The organism is Vibrio sp. QJM3NY_26 (genome assembly GCF_057786005.1).
On sequence record NZ_CM173515.1, the window covers coordinates 2,319,023 to 2,336,214 of the forward strand.

Genomic DNA, 17,192 nt, shown 5'->3' on the forward strand with positions numbered 1-17,192 from the left:
AAGTAGTATTGGGATTAAAAAAAAGTTTGGGTGGCAACCCCTGCCACCCATTTTTTTTCAACTTTTTTTGGCATTTATTGATTTAGTTTAAGGTTTACAGAAATTTTTTAGCGTAGTCTTGAATACATAGAGTAAAGACAACATATAAAAGGTAGTGACAATATATATAACCATATGATGCGAATATGCTCATATATATTGTTATTAATAAGAGTGTACTACCCTTACGAGGGGCGCTGGCTCAACAGTGTTAATGTACGTATTTTTTCTACTAAAAAGGTAGGTATGTCATGGCAGAGCAATTTGCTAAAGCTTGGGAAGATTTTGCTGCAGGTGAGTGGCAAAGCGAAGTAAACGTTCGTGATTTCATTCAAAAGAACTACACGCCGTATGAAGGCGACGAGTCTTTCCTAGTTTCTGAGGGTACTGAAGCAACTAACAAGCTTTGGTCTTCGGTAATGGAAGGTATCAAACAGGAAAACGCAACTAAAGCACCTGTAGATTTCGATACTTCTGTTATCTCTACCATTACTGCTCACGATGCAGGTTACATTGAGAAAGATCTTGAGACTATCGTTGGTCTACAAACTGAGAAGCCACTAAAACGTGCAATCATCCCTAACGGTGGTGTACGTATGGTTGAAGGTTCTTGTAAAGCATACGGTGAAACTCTTGACCCAATGGTTTCAAAAATCTACTCAGAATACCGCAAAACACACAATGCTGGCGTTTTCGATATCTACACTCCTGATATCCTAAAATGTCGTAAGTCTGGTGTTCTGACTGGTCTTCCTGATGCTTACGGCCGTGGTCGTATCATTGGTGACTACCGTCGTGTTGCACTATACGGTATCAACTTCCTAATGAAAGACAAAGCGGCTCAATTCGCATCTCTACAAGAGCGTTTCGAGAACGGCGAAGATCTTTCTGCAACAATGCAATTGCGTGAAGAGATCTCTGAGCAACATCGTGCTCTAGGTCAAATCAAGCAAATGGCTGAGAAATACGGTTTCGATATCTCTGAGCCAGCTCAAACTGCTCAAGAAGCTATCCAGTGGACTTACTTCGGCTACCTAGCTGCTGTTAAGTCTCAAAACGGTGCTGCAATGTCTCTAGGTCGTACTTCGACTTTCCTAGACATCTACATCGAGCGTGATATCGCTGCTGGCAAAATCACAGAAGACCAAGCACAAGAGATGATCGACCACTTCGTAATGAAGCTGCGTATGGTTCGTTTCCTACGTACTCCTGAGTACGATGAGCTATTCTCTGGCGACCCAATCTGGGCTACAGAGTCTATGGGTGGTATGGGTGTTGATGGTCGTACGCTAGTAACGCGTTCGAACTTCCGTTTCCTTAACTCTCTATACACTATGGGTCCTTCTCCAGAGCCAAACATCACGGTTCTTTGGTCAGAGCAACTGCCTGACGGCTTCAAGCGTTTCTGTGCGAAGGTATCTATCGATACTTCTTCTATCCAGTACGAAAATGATGACCTAATGCGTCCTGATCTTGGTTCTGATGATTACGCAATCGCTTGTTGTGTATCACCAATGATCGTTGGTAAGCAAATGCAGTTCTTCGGCGCTCGTGCTAACCTTGCAAAAACTATGCTTTACGCAATCAACGGCGGCGTTGATGAGAAGCTTAAAATGCAAGTTGGCCCAGTTGGCGACAAGATCACTGACGAAGTACTTAACTACGATGACGTAATGGGTCGCCTAGACACATTCATGGATTGGTTAGCTAAGCAATACGTGACAGCTCTAAACAGCATTCACTTCATGCACGACAAGTACAGCTACGAAGCGTCTCTAATGGCTCTTCATGACCGTGACGTTCGTCGTACTATGGCTTGTGGTATCGCTGGTCTGTCTGTTGCTGCTGACTCACTGTCTGCAATCAAATTCGCGACTGTTAAACCAATCCGCGACGAAGATGGCATTGCAACTGACTTCGAAATCGAAGGCGATTACCCTAAATACGGTAACAACGACTCTCGTGTAGATGACATTGCTTGTGAACTAGTTTCTACGTTCATGAACAAGATCCGTAAGCTTAAGACTTACCGTGATTCAATCCCTACACAGTCAGTTCTTACTATCACGTCTAACGTGGTATACGGTAAGAAGACAGGTAACACTCCAGACGGTCGTCGTGCTGGCGCTCCTTTCGCTCCTGGTGCTAACCCAATGCACGGTCGTGATGAGAAAGGTGCTGTAGCTTCACTAACGTCTGTAGGTAAACTACCGTTTGCTGACGCACAAGATGGTATCTCTTACACGTTCTCTATCGTGCCAAACGCACTAGGTAAAGAACAAGACAGCCAACGTGCTAACCTTGCAGGCCTAATGGATGGTTACTTCCACCACGAAGCTGGCATTGAAGGTGGTCAACACCTTAACGTTAACGTTCTTAACCGCGAAACTCTTGAAGACGCAGTTAAGCACCCAGAGAAATACCCTCAGCTAACAATCCGTGTTTCTGGTTACGCTGTACGCTTCAACTCTCTGACTACAGAGCAGCAAGCTGACGTAATCGCACGTACATTTACTGAGTCTCTATAAGCTCACGCTAAATAGATAAGTAAAATGATATTAGCCCCGCCAATGTGCGGGGCTTTTTTATATCATTCAGAAATTTATTATTTCGTCTTCACTATACGAAACGTCAGATTGAGCAAAAAACCCGTCATCTATTCACTTTTTTTTCACACCTAAACTCTAATTACGGTACTATCTTGGTTCATAATTTAAGAGTAACTGCTCCATGAAATACCTGCGTTGTTTACCCCTGCTCCTTCTCTCTTTTTCATCTTTAGCATCTGAGCGTTCTACGCTAACTTTCGCTTTAGATAATGATGGTATTTTTGGTGTCGACCAAGACTATACCAACGGCTTATTTCTGGGTTACACATCGTCAAGTATTACGCCATACAATTGGGTGAAACCATTGAGTCTCTCTTACTGGGGCGCAAGCTCTCTAGATAAATGGGAAATCACCATTGGCCACAAGATGTATACGCCTTCTGATATTGAGTTAGAAACGCCATCGGCTAATGACCGCCCATACGCAGGTTACCTACATACAGAATTCAACTACATCAGTTTGAACCCACAACAAGCCCAACGTTTTAACATTACCTTCGGTACAACAGGCGAACGTGCACTGTCTGAAGATGCTCAAAAGTTGGTTCACTCGATCACAAAATCAGATGAGCCTATGGGTTGGGAATATCAGGTTGACGATGAGTGGGCGGGGAGCGTTGGTTACTTAAGCCATTTCAACCTAATGCGTAATCAAGCACTAGCAAATACAGACTTCGAGATCTCTAACATTTCAGAAATTAATGTGGGCAACTTTAGAAGTGATATCCAAACGGGCTTCATGTTCCGTTGGGGTACCGACTTGGGCGGCAACTTTGGCGCGGCTAACATCACCACGGAAAACCCTTTCAAACCGGGCATGATCGGCGCATCAAACAGCGGTTGGTTTACCTATGCAGGCCTTGAAGGTCGTTACCGATTCAACGACCTGACTATCGAAGGCGATCGTTCTGAAATCGAAGATAATTGGCCGAATCCAGAACAATACGATGTCACTTTAGAAAACATTCAAGCTACTGCTGTGCTTGGTGTGGCATGGTATAACCAATACGTTGGTGCATCTTTCGCGCTAACTGCAAAAACCCCTGATTACGAAGAAGCAAAAGAGTCGGTTTATACCACTGGTGGTATCACCATGTTTGCTTTCTTCTAGCCATTAGTAAAAGCTTTCGTCCTTTACTTTTCAAGTTTAATACAGGCAATCATCTTCACCGGTGATTGCCTTTATTTTTAAAGACCTCGTTACCATTTGACCCTATTTTATGTACCGTTTTTGTAATAAAATACACGGTATAAATTCCTCTACGAGAATAGCTCATGTCTACAACTGGTCGCATTCACTCATTCGAATCTTGTGGTACTGTCGATGGCCCTGGTATCCGCTTCATTGTGTTCCTTCAAGGCTGCTTAATGCGTTGTATGTACTGCCATAACCGCGATACATGGGATCTTCATGACGGAAAGGAAGTAACGGTCGAAGAGATCATCAATGAAGCAAAATCATACCGTCATTTCATGAAAGCCTCTGGTGGTGGTATCACCTGCTCTGGTGGCGAAGCGATGCTACAACCTGAGTTTGTTCGTGACTTTTTCCAAGCGGCGCAAGCTGAAGGCATTCACACTTGCCTTGATACTAATGGCTACATTCGTAAGCACACTGAAGTGGTCGATGAAGTACTAGAGGCCTCTGATCTAGTGATGCTGGATCTTAAACATATGCGAGATGAGATACACCACGATTTCATTGGAGTATCAAACAGACGTACTCTGGATTTTGCACGCTACTTGCACAAAATCGGTAAGACGACGTGGATTCGTTACGTGATTGTTCCAGGCTACACGGATACGCCTGAGGATGCTCATCTTCTTGGTGAATTCATCAAAGACATGGATAACATCGAGAAAGTAGAACTGCTCCCATACCACAAGCTTGGTGCTCATAAGTGGGAAGCGCTTGGCTATGACTACCCTCTTGAAGGTACAAATCCGCCAAGCAAAGAGAAAATGGACGAGATTGTTGCTGTTCTAAGCCAGTACCATTCAAACGTAAAATACTAATCTAGACTTTTACGTTCATAGTGTTTTTAAACGCCTCAATTTCGATTGGGGCGTTTTCTTTTGTGGCTCAAACTATCCTTTCACTTTTCTTTACAACTTTTGTTTATCAATTCAAAAAATCATATTAAATCCGTGTTGAGATCATGTTTCCACGCGTAGGAATGCTGTTACTCTTACTGCAACAAAAGAATATAACATTTAGTTTTTTAGTGAGGCTCCTCCCATGGAAATGACCAATGCTCAGCGTCTAATTCTATCAAATCAATACTACCTAATGTCTCAAATGGATCCTGAGAACTCCGCTAAATACCAACGTCTACAAACGGTTGTAGAGCGCGGTTACGAACTTCAAATGCGTGAACTTAATAAAGAATTTGGCTGTTTGACTGAAGCCGAATGTCGCGAAGTTATCGACATCATGGAGATGTACCATGCCATGCAAGAGTCGAACAAAATGCTTGCAGAACAAGAACGTGCTGAAGTTGATCAACGTCGCCTACAGTTCCTAGGTTTTGATATCGCTTCTGAAGCTCAGAGCGTACATTACGTGCGTTTCCTTGTTGATTCTGAAGGTCTTTACCCTCAATTCGACAAAGCAGATCACCACTTTAATAGCCAAATGCCAATGCTAGAGAAGTACCGTCGCATGCTAACAACATGGCGCAACTGCCCTCGTCAGTATCACCTATGTGCGACAGAGCTATCTCAAATCTTTAGTGCTTAATACATTTATTGATCAGCTCTAACTTTTAAAAAATTTCAAAAAAGGGTTACTCATCATGAGTAACCCTTTTTTAATGTCCGCATTTAGAGAAAAAAATACAAAGCCACTAAAAGACGTAAGCAACACCGACGTTTGCGGCCATGTTAATGCCACTTTCAAGTATTGGGCTATTTTCAATATCACCTTCAAGGTTGGTATAACGAACGCCACCAGTGATTGTCTTTAAAGAAATGGCATTGGCTGCTTGATATTGGAGAGTGTCGCACTTCGCAGTTGAATTCGGGCATATAGAACTTGTCTTATTTTAAGTCAAAGATAATAAACAATAATGGCATAACCACTGCTGAAATTACATTCCATAACATATGAGAAATAAAGACAGAAAGGCAAGCATAAATATTGCCATATCTCATCCGTACATATTCATATGTTAAAGCTAGAGCAAGTCCAGTTGCCAATACTATAATTGCGTTTATCGTAGAATTACCTAGGTGACACAAAGAAAATATAGTAGCTGAACCTAAAATTGAGAATGTTGGGCTTCCTTGTGCGTGACGAAGAATCGTTTGTATAAAACATTGAAATATTAGAGTTTCAGTAAATGGTGCATCAATTAGTATAAAAAACAATGCAGAAAAAATTTCATCATCACTAGTGTCCAGAAGAATATTACCAAAGCCATTTAGAAGGAAATAATCAAAAAAAACAAAGATCAATGCCCATAGCCATGCTAACCCGTAAACGCGAATAAAAAACTGTTTACTATTTAATTCTAACGCATCGTAAATTAAACAATTCATCCTGAAAACCAAGTTAAATCTCCATATTTAATACTCATTAAAGCTATTTAACCCATATCCCTCAGCATAAATAAAATAGCTATTAATTTTTATTTATAATAATTAATCATATTATTCTCGTGCAAAACGTGACACGTGAGGCATATACACATGACTTATATGAAAAATAAGATTTCGAATGTAATTGACATCTAGATAAAATAGGTTTCATCGAAAAGAAGGGGCTCTGGGAGGTGTGATATGAACAGGTATAAGAGAGTGGAATTAAGCCATTGAAAGAGTTCGATCGAAAACTGAGTCCTTATCTTCACGGTATTATCGCATCGGCAAGTTCCCCGTTAAATACTTGCACATTGGAATGTGGGTAAACAACAAGATAAAGCTAATCAAGTGAATATAGCACTTATTATCTGAAATCGGGGGTATTGAGATACAGCCTACTTCTTCTTGAAGATAAAAGTGGCTTTCTCTGGTAAGCCGCGGTGAACCAATAAAAAGGGTTACTCATCATGAGTAACCCTTTTTTAATACCCGTATACAAAGAGAAAAACCAAAGCAACTAGAAGACGTAAGCAACACCGACGTTTGCGGCCATGTTAATGCCACTTTCAAGTATTGGGCTATTTTCAATATCACCTTCAAGGTTGGTATAACGAACACCGCCGGTTACTCGGATATTTGGCGTCACGTGCAAATAACCACCTAAGCCAATAAAGTACTGACCATCCCAGTCTGCATCGAATTCATTTAAATTGGTTCTCGCCGCTTCTGCTGAGCTCACCCCATACAGGTGATTATTCAAACGTTCACTGTTATAGGCATAACCAATAGAGGGTGTAATCGCCCACCCATTACGACGAATCGGCAAACGCCACGCTGCTTCTGCATAGATGCCATTGTGCCTAAACCCTAAGTCAGAGCCAGCTGTCGCTTCAAACATCCCCACCAAGGTGATCACTTGGTAGCTGATACCACCTAACACTGATGCTTTACGTTCATCTAATTTTTGAATATCAACGTTATCAGAATCACCCGGCTTTAATGTTCTAGAATCATAAACCGCTCGAAACACAATATTCTGTGGTGAGCCAGCAGGAAGTAAGCGATAACCTGCACTGAATCCACGCATGAAAAAGTGCTCACCTTCATAACCAATCATAGGGATCACAGCACGATTTGACGGTGTATCTTTATAGACAGCAGGAGAATAAGAAGCGGCAACACCCAGTGACCACTGCGAGATTTTTGCATGTGTTGCTGTCGAAGCCAGTAACGCAACACTGATAGCCACTATTTTTAACCCATAATTCTTCACTACATCTACCTATTTATTGAGCAATTTTTGATAACGCCGCGCATTATATGGTACTTCATTCCAGTAAATCAATAGAGCTCAGTTATACATCTAATACACATAAATCCAGTGTGAGTATTATTAAGCGACCTAAAATCACAAAACAAACGGCTAGATCCCCTCGAATGTAAAATAATTGGATTCTACACGCCTCAAGTTGCCTATTGCGCTCGCTAGGTTTTTCACACGCAAAATTGTAAATAAATACATAATTGTTAAGCAAAATTGTGCAAGCGGGTCTAACCTTAAAATGTAGGGAGAGCCTATTTTTCAATCGCTCATCAGTTTTGACTGGTTAACAAGGGGAATGTGACTATGAGTATTTTTGACCACTATCAATCACGTTATGAAGCAGCCAAGGAAGAAGAGCTCACATTGCAAGAGTTCTTAGGGCTGTGTAAAGACGATAAAAGTGCTTACGCTAACGCTGCTGAGCGCTTACTACTGGCCATCGGCGAACCGGAGGTTATAGACACCGCTCAAGACCCCCATCTAAGTCGTATTTTCTCGAACCGTGTCATCTCACGCTACAGCGAATTTAAAGATTTCTACGGCATGGAAGATGCGATTGAACAGATTGTTTCTTACCTAAAACACGCTGCACAAGGCTTAGAAGAACGGAAGCAAATTCTTTACCTGCTTGGCCCTGTGGGCGGTGGTAAATCTTCCCTTGCTGAAAAACTCAAAGCACTGATGCAAAAGCTACCAATCTATGTGCTGTCTGCAGATGGTGAACGAAGCCCTGTGAATGATCACCCCTTCTGTCTATTCGACGTAAACGAAGATGGCGATCTTTTGAAACAAGAGTACGGAATAGAGAAGCGCTACATACGCTCTATCATGTCACCTTGGGCAGCGAAACGCCTCCATGATTTCGGTGGTGATATCTCTAGATTCAAAGTCATCAAACTACGCCCTTCGATTCTCGACCAAGTTGCGATCGCGAAGACAGAGCCTGGTGATGAAAACAACCAAGATATTTCGTCTCTGGTTGGTAAAGTCGATATTCGTAAACTTGAGCACTTCTCTCAAGATGATCCCGATGCCTACAGCTACTCTGGTGCGCTCTGTAAAGCCAACCAGGGTGTGATGGAATTCGTGGAGATGTTCAAGGCGCCAATCAAAGTCTTGCACCCACTCCTAACGGCAACGCAAGAAGGTAACTTCAACGGTACCGAAGGACTTTCTGCACTGCCATTTGACGGTATGATTCTAGCTCACTCTAATGAATCTGAGTGGCAGACCTTCCGTAACAACAAAAACAACGAAGCCTTCCTCGACCGTGTGTACATTGTAAAAGTCCCTTACTGTCTGCGCGTCTCTGAAGAGGTTAAGATCTACCAGAAACTGCTTGAACATAGTGAGCTGTCCAAAGCCCCTTGTTCACCGAGCACACTCGATCTGCTATCGCAATTCAGCATCCTATCGAGACTGAAAGAGCCTGAAAACTCTTCTCTGTTCTCAAAAATGCGTGTTTACGATGGTGAAACTCTAAAAGACACCGATCCAAAAGCGAAGAGTTACCAAGAGTACCGAGATTATGCTGGCGTTGACGAAGGAATGTCTGGGCTATCAACGCGTTTCGCCTTTAAGATTCTGTCTCGAGTGTTCAACTTCGACCAAGCCGAAGTGGCGGCAAACCCGGTTCACTTGTTCTACGTGATTGAACAGCAAATCGAACGTGAGCAGTTCCCTCAAGAAACCGCTGAAAAGTACCTTGAGTTCTTGAAAGGATACTTAGTACCACGTTACGTAGAGTTCATTGGTAAAGAAATTCAGACCGCTTACCTAGAGTCTTACTCTGAGTACGGACAGAATATCTTCGACCGCTATGTCACCTACGCTGACTTCTGGATTCAAGACCAAGAGTACCGCGATCCAGAAACAGGCCAACTATTTGACCGTGCTTCTCTGAATGGTGAATTAGAGAAGATCGAGAAAACAGCCGGGATCAGTAACCCTAAAGACTTCCGAAATGAGATTGTGAACTTTGTGCTTCGTGCCAAGGCGAACAATAATGGTCAAAACCCAGTTTGGACCAGCTACGAGAAACTGCGCACTGTGATTGAGAAGAAAATGTTCTCCAACACAGAAGAGCTACTTCCTGTTATTTCGTTCAATGCTAAGACCTCAACGGATGATCAGAAAAAACACGACGACTTCGTTGCTCGTATGATGGAAAAAGGCTACACCGAGAAACAAGTGAGACTGCTATCCGAGTGGTACCTAAGAGTTCGTAAATCCTCATAACCAAACTGTACTGAGCTGTTCAAGTGAGCAGCTCGTACATAATAAAAAGTAGGATCGCGACATCAGCTGAGAGGGAGTTCTTATGGCACAATTTATCGATCGGAGGCTCAATGGCAAAAATAAGAGTGCTGTGAATAGACAGCGTTTCTTACGACGCCATAAAGAGCAAATCAAAGAATCTGTGGCCGATGCAGTCAACCGACGCTCAATCACCAATACTGAAACCGGTGAAGACGTCACTATTCCCCATAAAGACATCAAAGAGCCAAGCTTTCACCAAGGTCAAGGCGGCGTAAGAGAACGCGTTCACCCAGGTAATGACCAGTTCATCACGGGCGATAAAATTGAACGTCCTAAAGGTGGCGGTCAAGGTGGTGGCGCAGGCCAGGGTGACGCAAGCCCTGATGGTGAAGGCCAAGATGAATTTACATTCCAAATTTCAAAAGATGAATATCTTGATATTCTCTTTGAAGATTTAGCTCTTCCTAATCTAGAGAAGAATCAGGTCAACAAAATCACCGAATGGAAGACACATCGCTCTGGTTATCAAAGCGCGGGGATTCCTTCCAACATCGCAATCGTGCGTTCACTGCAGCAATCTCTGGCTCGTAGAACCGCGATGACAGCAGGTAAAAAGCGCGAGCTTAACCTACTGATGGAGCAGCTTGACCAAGTTAAAATGACGGAACCAGCACAACCCTTTGAAGAAAGTCGTTTAAAAGAAGAGATTGCCGAGTTACGTAAAAAAATTGAAAGCGTGCCATTTATTGACACCTTCGACCTACGTTTTAAAAACTACGAGAAGCGCCCTATTCCATCTAGCCAAGCCGTTATGTTCTGCCTAATGGATGTATCTGGCTCAATGGATCAAGCCACGAAAGACATTGCGAAGCGCTTTTATGTCCTTCTGTATCTGTTCCTAAATCGCACCTACGAAAACGTCGATGTTGTGTTTATTCGTCACCATACTCAGGCTAAAGAAGTCGACGAACACGAGTTTTTCTATTCACAAGAAACCGGTGGCACCATCGTTTCCAGTGCACTGAAACTGATGAAGGAAATTGTCGCAGACCGCTATCCTGCAAATGAGTGGAACATCTATGCAGCACAAGCTTCTGATGGAGATAACTGGGCTGATGACTCCCCTCGTTGTAAAGAGCTATTAGTCAATACACTTCTGCCAACTTGCCAATATTACTCTTACATCGAAATAACACGCCGTTCTCATCAAACACTTTGGCACGAATACGAAAAACTCGAGAGTAGCTTTGACAACTTCGCCATGAAAAATATTAAAACGGTGGATGATATTTTTCCTGTGTTTAGAGAATTGTTCCAGAAAGAGACAGCGTAAGGGGGCTTGCCATGTCAGCGAAATCAAACGTTGCAGAAAAAGACAAAGCAACACAGAAAAGAAACGACAAGATGCTGCCTGATGGTCCAGATTGGACATTCAACCTCTTGGAACAATATCACGTAGAAATTAAGCGTGTGGCTCAGCATTACCGTTTAGATACTTACCAGAACCAAATTGAAGTGATTACTTCTGAGCAGATGATGGATGCATACTCGAGCATCGGTATGCCGATCAATTACAATCACTGGTCATTTGGCAAAAAATTCATTCAAACCGAGCAAAACTACAAGCATGGCCAGATGGGGTTAGCGTACGAAATCGTGATCAATTCAGATCCTTGTATCGCATATCTGATGGAAGAGAACACGGTCACGATGCAGGCGCTCGTAATGGCTCATGCTTGTTACGGCCATAACTCTTTCTTTAAGGGCAACTACCTATTCCAAACCTGGACCGATGCCAGTTCCATCATCGACTACCTATTATTCGCTAAAAAATACATTACCGATTGTGAAGAAAAATACGGTGTTGCCGAAGTCGAACAACTTCTCGACTCTTGTCATGCCCTCATGAATTACGGCGTAGACAGATACAAACGCCCTGAGAAGATTTCCATAGCTGAAGAGACAGCAAGGCAAGAAGAACGTGAAGCGTATCTGCAATCTCAAGTCAATGAGTTGTGGAGAACTGTGCCTAAAAATCAAGACAAGGAAAAAGAGACCAAAATCCGCTTTCCTAGCGAACCTCAAGAAAACATTCTCTACTTTATCGAGAAGAACGCACCACTACTTGAACCTTGGCAGCGTGAGTGTGTTCGCATTGTTCGCAAGGTGAGCCAATACTTCTACCCTCAAAAGCAAACTCAAGTAATGAATGAAGGCTGGGCAACCTTTTGGCACTACACCATTCTTAACCACCTTTACGACGAAGGTTTGGTGAGTGACAAATTCATCTTAGAGTTCCTACACAGCCACACCAGCGTGGTCGCACAACCCGCCTACAACAGCCCTTATTTCAGCGGGATAAACCCTTATGCGCTTGGCTTTGCGATGTTTAGAGACATCCGACGTATCTGTGAAGAACCAACCGATGAAGACAAAGAGTGGTTCCCTGAGTTAGCCGGAAGTGATTGGTTAGAAGCGGTGCACTTTGCCATGCACAATTTCAAAGATGAAAGCTTTATCAGCCAATATCTTTCACCAAAGATCATTCGAGACTTTAAACTGTTCTCTGTGCTCGACGACGACCGAAAAAACACCATTGAGATAAGTGCTATTCACGATGACCCAGGCTATCGCTTGATTCGTGAAAAGCTTGCGGCTCAATACAATCTAAGTAACCTCGAACCGAATATTCAGGTGTTTAACGTCGATGTTCGTGGTGATCGCTCGATGACACTGCAGTATGTGCCTCACGGCCGTATCCCGCTTGATAAAGGCTACGACGAAGTGATGAAACATCTCTATCGTTTATGGGGCTTTGATGTGATTTTGGAGGAGGTCAAAGATACTGGTCATAGAGAAATTCTGACCACTTGTCCAAAACGCAATGATTATGGAGCAAAGATTTAATACCAACCACAGGAAGTAAGTGGTTGGCATAAGACTCCGCTCCCCCTACAACATAGTGGTTAAACCCGCTCGGAAGTGGAGCAATAAAAAAGCGCATAAGTCTGATGACTTATGCGCTTTCTTTTTAAGGCTTAAACGTCTTTAAATGACAACCTAGAACTAAATAAGCTTAAACAATCGGCTTTTGGCCGCGTTCAATCAGCTTCATCAACACGCTATCAGCAGATTTACCTGCAACGCCTGCTAACTTGTCCGAAAGCTTTTTCTTCTGTACGTAGTGAATCGCTAGAACTGTCTTGTCTTTGCATGCTTCTACAACTAGGTCATCAGAAGTACGGATCTCATCCACCAGCCCAAGTTCATGTGCTTGTGTACCAAACCAGTGTTCACCCGTTGCTACTTTTTCAAGATCGAGTGCTGGACGATGGTCACGGATGAAGTCTTTGAATAGGCCATGTGTCTCTTCGAGCTCTTCTTTAAACTTCTCGCGTGCTTTATCGCTGTTCTCACCAAACATAGTAAGTGTGCGTTTGTACTCACCCGCCGTTAGCTGTTCGAACTCAATATCATGCTTTTTAAGCAATTTATTGAAGTTTGGCAATTGAGCAATAACACCAATAGAGCCAACAATAGCAAAAGGTGCAGATACAATTTTGTCTGCAATACATGCCATCATGTAACCACCACTCGCGGCTACTTTGTCTACCGAGATAGTCAGAGGCAAACCTGCTGCTTTGATACGGTCGAGTTGAGAAGACGCCAAACCATAGCCGTGAACCATGCCACCGCCAGACTCAAGCTTAAGCAAGACTTCATCACCTTCACGAGCCACAGACAGAACCGCCGTTACCTCTTCACGTAATGAAGCCACTTCTTTCGCATCAATGCTGCCATTAAAGTCGAGAACGAATAGGTGTGGTTCACGCTTGCTATCAAGCTCACCCTCTTTCGCTGCTTTCTTCACTTCTTTGCCACGTGATTTTACTTTTTCTTTTTCCGCTTTCTTTTCTGCTTTATCACGTGCTTTGATGAAAGCATCATCATGCAAATGGTGCTCTAGTTGTTCAATCGTTTGTTTGTGGTGTTCAGATAGGTTCGTGATTTCCAGCTCACCTTTAATCGCGCTTGATTTTCCACCCACCGATTTAGCAATCACTAAAATTGCAATGATGGCGATTACAACGGTCGCAATCTTGGCTAAAAACAAGCCGTAGTCCAACAAAAATTCCAATGTCATATCCCCTATTGTATGAATTAGTGTATTGTAACCATCTTGTCACGATTACCAAGAATTTCTCATCATTCCTGCGGTTATCTGTGTGATTAAACATCAATGGAATGACGAACATAATAAAAGAAAGAAGGATAAGCACAGTGGATTACCCAATCTCTACAGATGCCCTCAAAGATAAAGTAATTTTGGTTACAGGTGCCGGTGCTGGCATTGGTCGCCAAGCCGCACTAAGCTTCGCTCAACATGGTGCAACTGTCATTCTGTTAGGCCGCAATGTTAAAAACCTTGAATTCATTTACGATGAAATCGAAAGTGCTGGTTACCCTCAGGCTGCGATCATTCCGCTAGACCTCAAAGGAGCAACAAAGCAGAACTACATTGATATGGCTGAAACCATTGAATCACAGTTCGGTCGTTTAGACGGCCTACTGCATAACGCAGGTGTGCTTGGCACGTTAAGTCCATTTGATCAAATCGATGAAGAAACGTTTGATGGCGTTATGCAAATCAACGTTAAAGCTGAATTTCTAATGACTCAAGCATTACTGCCTGTCATTAAGAAAGCTGAAGCGGGTCGTATTGTCTTTACCTCTTCAACGGTTGGTCACTCTGGCCGTGCGTTCTGGGGCACTTACGCGATTTCTAAGTTTGCTACCGAAGGCATGATGCAAATCCTAGCGGACGAACTTGAAGACACCAACATCCGTGTAAACGCGATCAATCCTGGCGGCACTCAAACACGCATGCGTGCAAAAGCGTACCCAGGTGAAGATGCGAACAAGCTGAAAACGCCACTCGACATCATCCCGCTGTACCTACACTTAATGAACCCAAGTGTGACAGACATTAATGGCCAATGTATCGATGCTCAACCTAAGTAACTGATATCATTAACCAACAGTAAGAAGCCGCTTCCATAGCGGCTTTTTTTGCATCTAAATCAATCATCTAATATTTAGTTCATCTGATTTTCGTCATTTTTCTTTGCATCTTTTTCATTGTCAAATATACTGTATAAATATACAGGTATTTAATTATGCATGAACTAATAAAAAACTTACAAGACCGCCAGCTAATCTGGACAGGGTTACAATCAACAGCGCAAGGAAGCACTACTTCAACCGGCTATTCTCAATTGGATAAACAGCTTGATGGTGGCTTTCCGACACATGGTGTTATTGAGGTTGAATCGCAACAAGGGATCGGCGAACTTCGCCTACTTACGCCCTATTTAGCTCAACAAAACTCACAAAAATTGGCCATCTTCATTAACCCACCGGGGAAGATCTGTGCTGAGTTTTTTAGCAGCCAAGGTATTGAACTAGAAAACATCCTCGTTATCCAACCTCAGCGCGATCTCGATGCATTGTGGGCAGCAGAGCAGTGCCTTAAAAGCGGCGCCTGTCACTCGGTATTGCTATGGGGAGCCGATCTAGAGATACACCAAACCAAGCGCCTGCAAGCAGCAAGCGAAACCGGTAAGTGTCTGCAATTTCACTTTAAGGCCACCAGCCATAATCAGTTATCCCTACCCGTTTCTCTAAGCATGAAGCTATCTTCTCACGCCCAAGGGTTAAAGGTTGAGGTCACAAAAAGGAAAGGCAGTTGGTCGTATGGCAGCTTTATTCTAGACATGAGCCAAAATTGGCCGTTACTCACTGAAAAAATCACCCTTCAAGACAGTTCACATAGTGCTTTATCAAATAACACCGTGCTGGCTTTCCCTATTGCGAAACAAGGCTAGCGTATGTTGTGGCTTTATCTGCACTTTCCATCTCTGCAGTTAGATACCTTGTTTAATTCTGAGCTATCTAACTCCGAGAAAGTTCACTCTAATGAAGAGTCACACGAGCAACCTATTATCATCGTGGATGAAAAAGATCACCGTGTGCTGCAAGCTAACCAAGCTGCTCTGCAATCGGGAATTTCACTTGGTATGGGGCTAGGGTCTGCGGCGGCGCTTTGCCATAACTTACACGTCCACCCTTACAGTATTGAGCTAGAAAAAAGCAAGCTCAAAGAGATCGCTCAATGGGCGTATTTGGTCACTTCTGACATGGCTTTACTACCACCGAATGGTTTGTTGATTAAAGCTTCTAATATGCTGTCACTTTACGATGGGTTAGATAACTACTGGCATGAGCTCAAAAGCCACTTAGAAACGCTCAATATCCAGTTCAGCTTCGCGACGGGTTACTCACCACTTTCTGCGATCCTTTTGGGCAAGCAATCCATCAACCAAGTCACTAATAATGTTGAGCAAATGAAAGCATGGGTCAATCAACAAGCATTGAGTTCTAGTGAGTTGCCAACTAAGCAAGTGGAGCGTCTGAACCGCGTCGGCATTAACTTAGTGGATGACCTATTGAAACTTCCTTTGCAAGAGGTCGCACGTCGCTTTGATATCGATTTGGTGAATTATGTCGGTCGCCTTAACGGCCAGTTCAAGCACCCGATTGATTTCTATCATCCACCAGAGAATTTCCAGAAATATTTGGAGCTGTTGTTTGATATTGAAAACATCCTGTTTATCGAAAAGCCGTTACTGAAATTATTAAATCAACTCGAGTGTTTTTTGAAGCTACGCGACCGAGTGGCTTTCGAGTTAACGCTGACTTTGCACCTGAGAGATAAAAACGACCACCCTGTCTCTTTCTATTCAGCACAAGGCGATTACCTTGCTGCAAAGTGGGCGAACCTGACTCATCTAACCTTAGAATCACTGAAGATCACGGCACCGGTTCAGGGGCTGACCCTTTCCGTAATTCGTCATGGAGAACCGCAAATGGCCTACCGTGATCTTTTTGATGGCAATACAGGAACACTTGCCGCGTTAGATTTGCTCTCATTACTGCAAGCTAAGTTAGGGCAAGCCTGCATTCAAACACCGAAAATACAGCACGACCCAAGGCCAGAAAAAGCCAATCAGTACTCGCTTCCAACACTGAGTAAGTCTATGGCAAAGAGGCAAACACCCCCAGAGTTCGAGCAACAAACAGCGACTCTCAACATCAACCAACAGCGACTCAGGCCCAGTATTTTATTGCCAGAGCCCGAAGCCCTAACCGAAAACGTCACCTTATCTCAAGGCCCTGAGCGTATTGTGTCTGGCTGGTGGGATGGCGAGAAAATCATTCGTGACTACTTTATTGCTCACAGCGAAAACGGTCGGTGGCTATGGATCTTTAGAACGCCAGATAAGCAGTGGTTTTTGCACGGCTTATTTAGCTAGCTTGCA

General features: G+C 43.3%; 13 protein-coding genes and 2 pseudogenes. 11 read left to right on the forward strand and 4 right to left on the reverse strand.

The window, feature by feature from the left end; translation table 11 throughout:
- Positions 1-290 precede the first annotated feature (290 nt).
- The 4 genes from pflB (at position 291) to AC3CH4_RS10165 (ending at position 5,388) form a co-directional block, all read left to right on the forward strand.
- Positions 291-2,567: a formate C-acetyltransferase gene (gene pflB / locus AC3CH4_RS10150; protein WP_004736530.1), complete on the forward strand. Its 2,277-nt coding sequence runs from the start codon at positions 291-293 to the stop codon at positions 2,565-2,567.
- Positions 2,568-2,769: 202 nt separating this feature from the next.
- Positions 2,770-3,759 carry a lipid A deacylase LpxR family protein gene (locus tag AC3CH4_RS10155; RefSeq protein ID WP_171327810.1) on the forward strand — a complete coding sequence of 330 codons (990 nt, stop codon included), beginning with the start codon at positions 2,770-2,772 and terminating at the stop codon, positions 3,757-3,759.
- 164 nt (positions 3,760-3,923) lie between these two features.
- Positions 3,924-4,664 carry a pyruvate formate lyase 1-activating protein gene (pflA, locus tag AC3CH4_RS10160; protein WP_171327812.1) on the forward strand — a complete coding sequence of 247 codons (741 nt, stop codon included), beginning with the start codon at positions 3,924-3,926 and terminating at the stop codon, positions 4,662-4,664.
- Between the two features lie 223 nt (positions 4,665-4,887).
- Positions 4,888-5,388, forward strand: coding sequence for a YfbU family protein (locus tag AC3CH4_RS10165; protein WP_004736527.1), 501 nt, complete (start codon positions 4,888-4,890; stop codon positions 5,386-5,388).
- A gap of 106 nt (positions 5,389-5,494) precedes the next feature.
- On the opposite strand, the pseudogene AC3CH4_RS10170 reads toward AC3CH4_RS10165, so the two are convergent.
- Both AC3CH4_RS10170 and AC3CH4_RS10175 read right to left on the reverse strand, forming a co-directional pair.
- A pseudogene (locus AC3CH4_RS10170) lies at positions 5,495-5,605 on the reverse strand (MipA/OmpV family protein); the annotation flags it as partial.
- An 82-nt stretch (positions 5,606-5,687) separates the two neighbouring features.
- Positions 5,688-6,188 (reverse strand): CPBP family intramembrane glutamic endopeptidase, encoded by a 501-nt coding sequence (locus AC3CH4_RS10175; RefSeq protein WP_171314133.1) that lies wholly within the window; start codon positions 6,186-6,188, stop codon positions 5,688-5,690.
- A gap of 254 nt (positions 6,189-6,442) precedes the next feature.
- On the opposite strand from AC3CH4_RS10175, the pseudogene AC3CH4_RS10180 reads away from it, so the two are divergent.
- A pseudogene (locus AC3CH4_RS10180) lies at positions 6,443-6,674 on the forward strand (ISL3 family transposase); the annotation flags it as partial.
- Positions 6,675-6,747: 73 nt separating this feature from the next.
- Here AC3CH4_RS10180 and AC3CH4_RS10185 read toward each other — a convergent pair.
- Positions 6,748-7,503: a MipA/OmpV family protein gene (locus AC3CH4_RS10185; protein WP_146455929.1), complete on the reverse strand. Its 756-nt coding sequence runs from the start codon at positions 7,501-7,503 to the stop codon at positions 6,748-6,750.
- Positions 7,504-7,857: 354 nt separating this feature from the next.
- On the opposite strand from AC3CH4_RS10185, the gene AC3CH4_RS10190 reads away from it, so the two are divergent.
- From AC3CH4_RS10190 to AC3CH4_RS10200, 3 genes are all read left to right on the forward strand, one after another.
- Complete coding sequence (locus AC3CH4_RS10190) at positions 7,858-9,792, forward strand: PrkA family serine protein kinase (RefSeq protein WP_004736581.1); 1,935 nt, start codon at positions 7,858-7,860, stop codon at positions 9,790-9,792.
- An 82-nt stretch (positions 9,793-9,874) separates the two neighbouring features.
- Positions 9,875-11,146, forward strand: a complete 1,272-nt coding sequence (locus AC3CH4_RS10195) for a YeaH/YhbH family protein (RefSeq protein WP_017078142.1) — start codon at positions 9,875-9,877, stop codon at positions 11,144-11,146.
- A gap of 11 nt (positions 11,147-11,157) precedes the next feature.
- On the forward strand, positions 11,158-12,720 hold the full coding sequence (locus AC3CH4_RS10200; RefSeq protein ID WP_171327814.1) for a SpoVR family protein: 1,563 nt from the start codon (positions 11,158-11,160) through the stop codon (positions 12,718-12,720).
- 169 nt (positions 12,721-12,889) lie between these two features.
- Here the strand turns inward: AC3CH4_RS10200 and sohB are convergent, their stop codons facing one another.
- Entirely contained in the window at positions 12,890-13,957 is a 1,068-nt protein-coding gene (sohB, locus tag AC3CH4_RS10205) for a protease SohB (protein ID WP_488542919.1), read from the reverse strand.
- Between the two features lie 137 nt (positions 13,958-14,094).
- Between sohB and AC3CH4_RS10210 the strand changes: the two genes are divergently transcribed.
- The 3 genes from AC3CH4_RS10210 (at position 14,095) to AC3CH4_RS10220 (ending at position 17,186) form a co-directional block, all read left to right on the forward strand.
- Positions 14,095-14,835, forward strand: coding sequence for a YciK family oxidoreductase (locus AC3CH4_RS10210; protein WP_004736577.1), 741 nt, complete (start codon positions 14,095-14,097; stop codon positions 14,833-14,835).
- Positions 14,836-14,990: 155 nt separating this feature from the next.
- Positions 14,991-15,698 carry a translesion DNA synthesis-associated protein ImuA gene (gene imuA / locus AC3CH4_RS10215; RefSeq protein WP_054547264.1) on the forward strand — a complete coding sequence of 236 codons (708 nt, stop codon included), beginning with the start codon at positions 14,991-14,993 and terminating at the stop codon, positions 15,696-15,698.
- Positions 15,699-15,701: 3 nt separating this feature from the next.
- Positions 15,702-17,186 (forward strand): Y-family DNA polymerase, encoded by a 1,485-nt coding sequence (locus AC3CH4_RS10220; RefSeq protein ID WP_488542920.1) that lies wholly within the window; start codon positions 15,702-15,704, stop codon positions 17,184-17,186.
- Positions 17,187-17,192 lie beyond the last annotated feature (6 nt).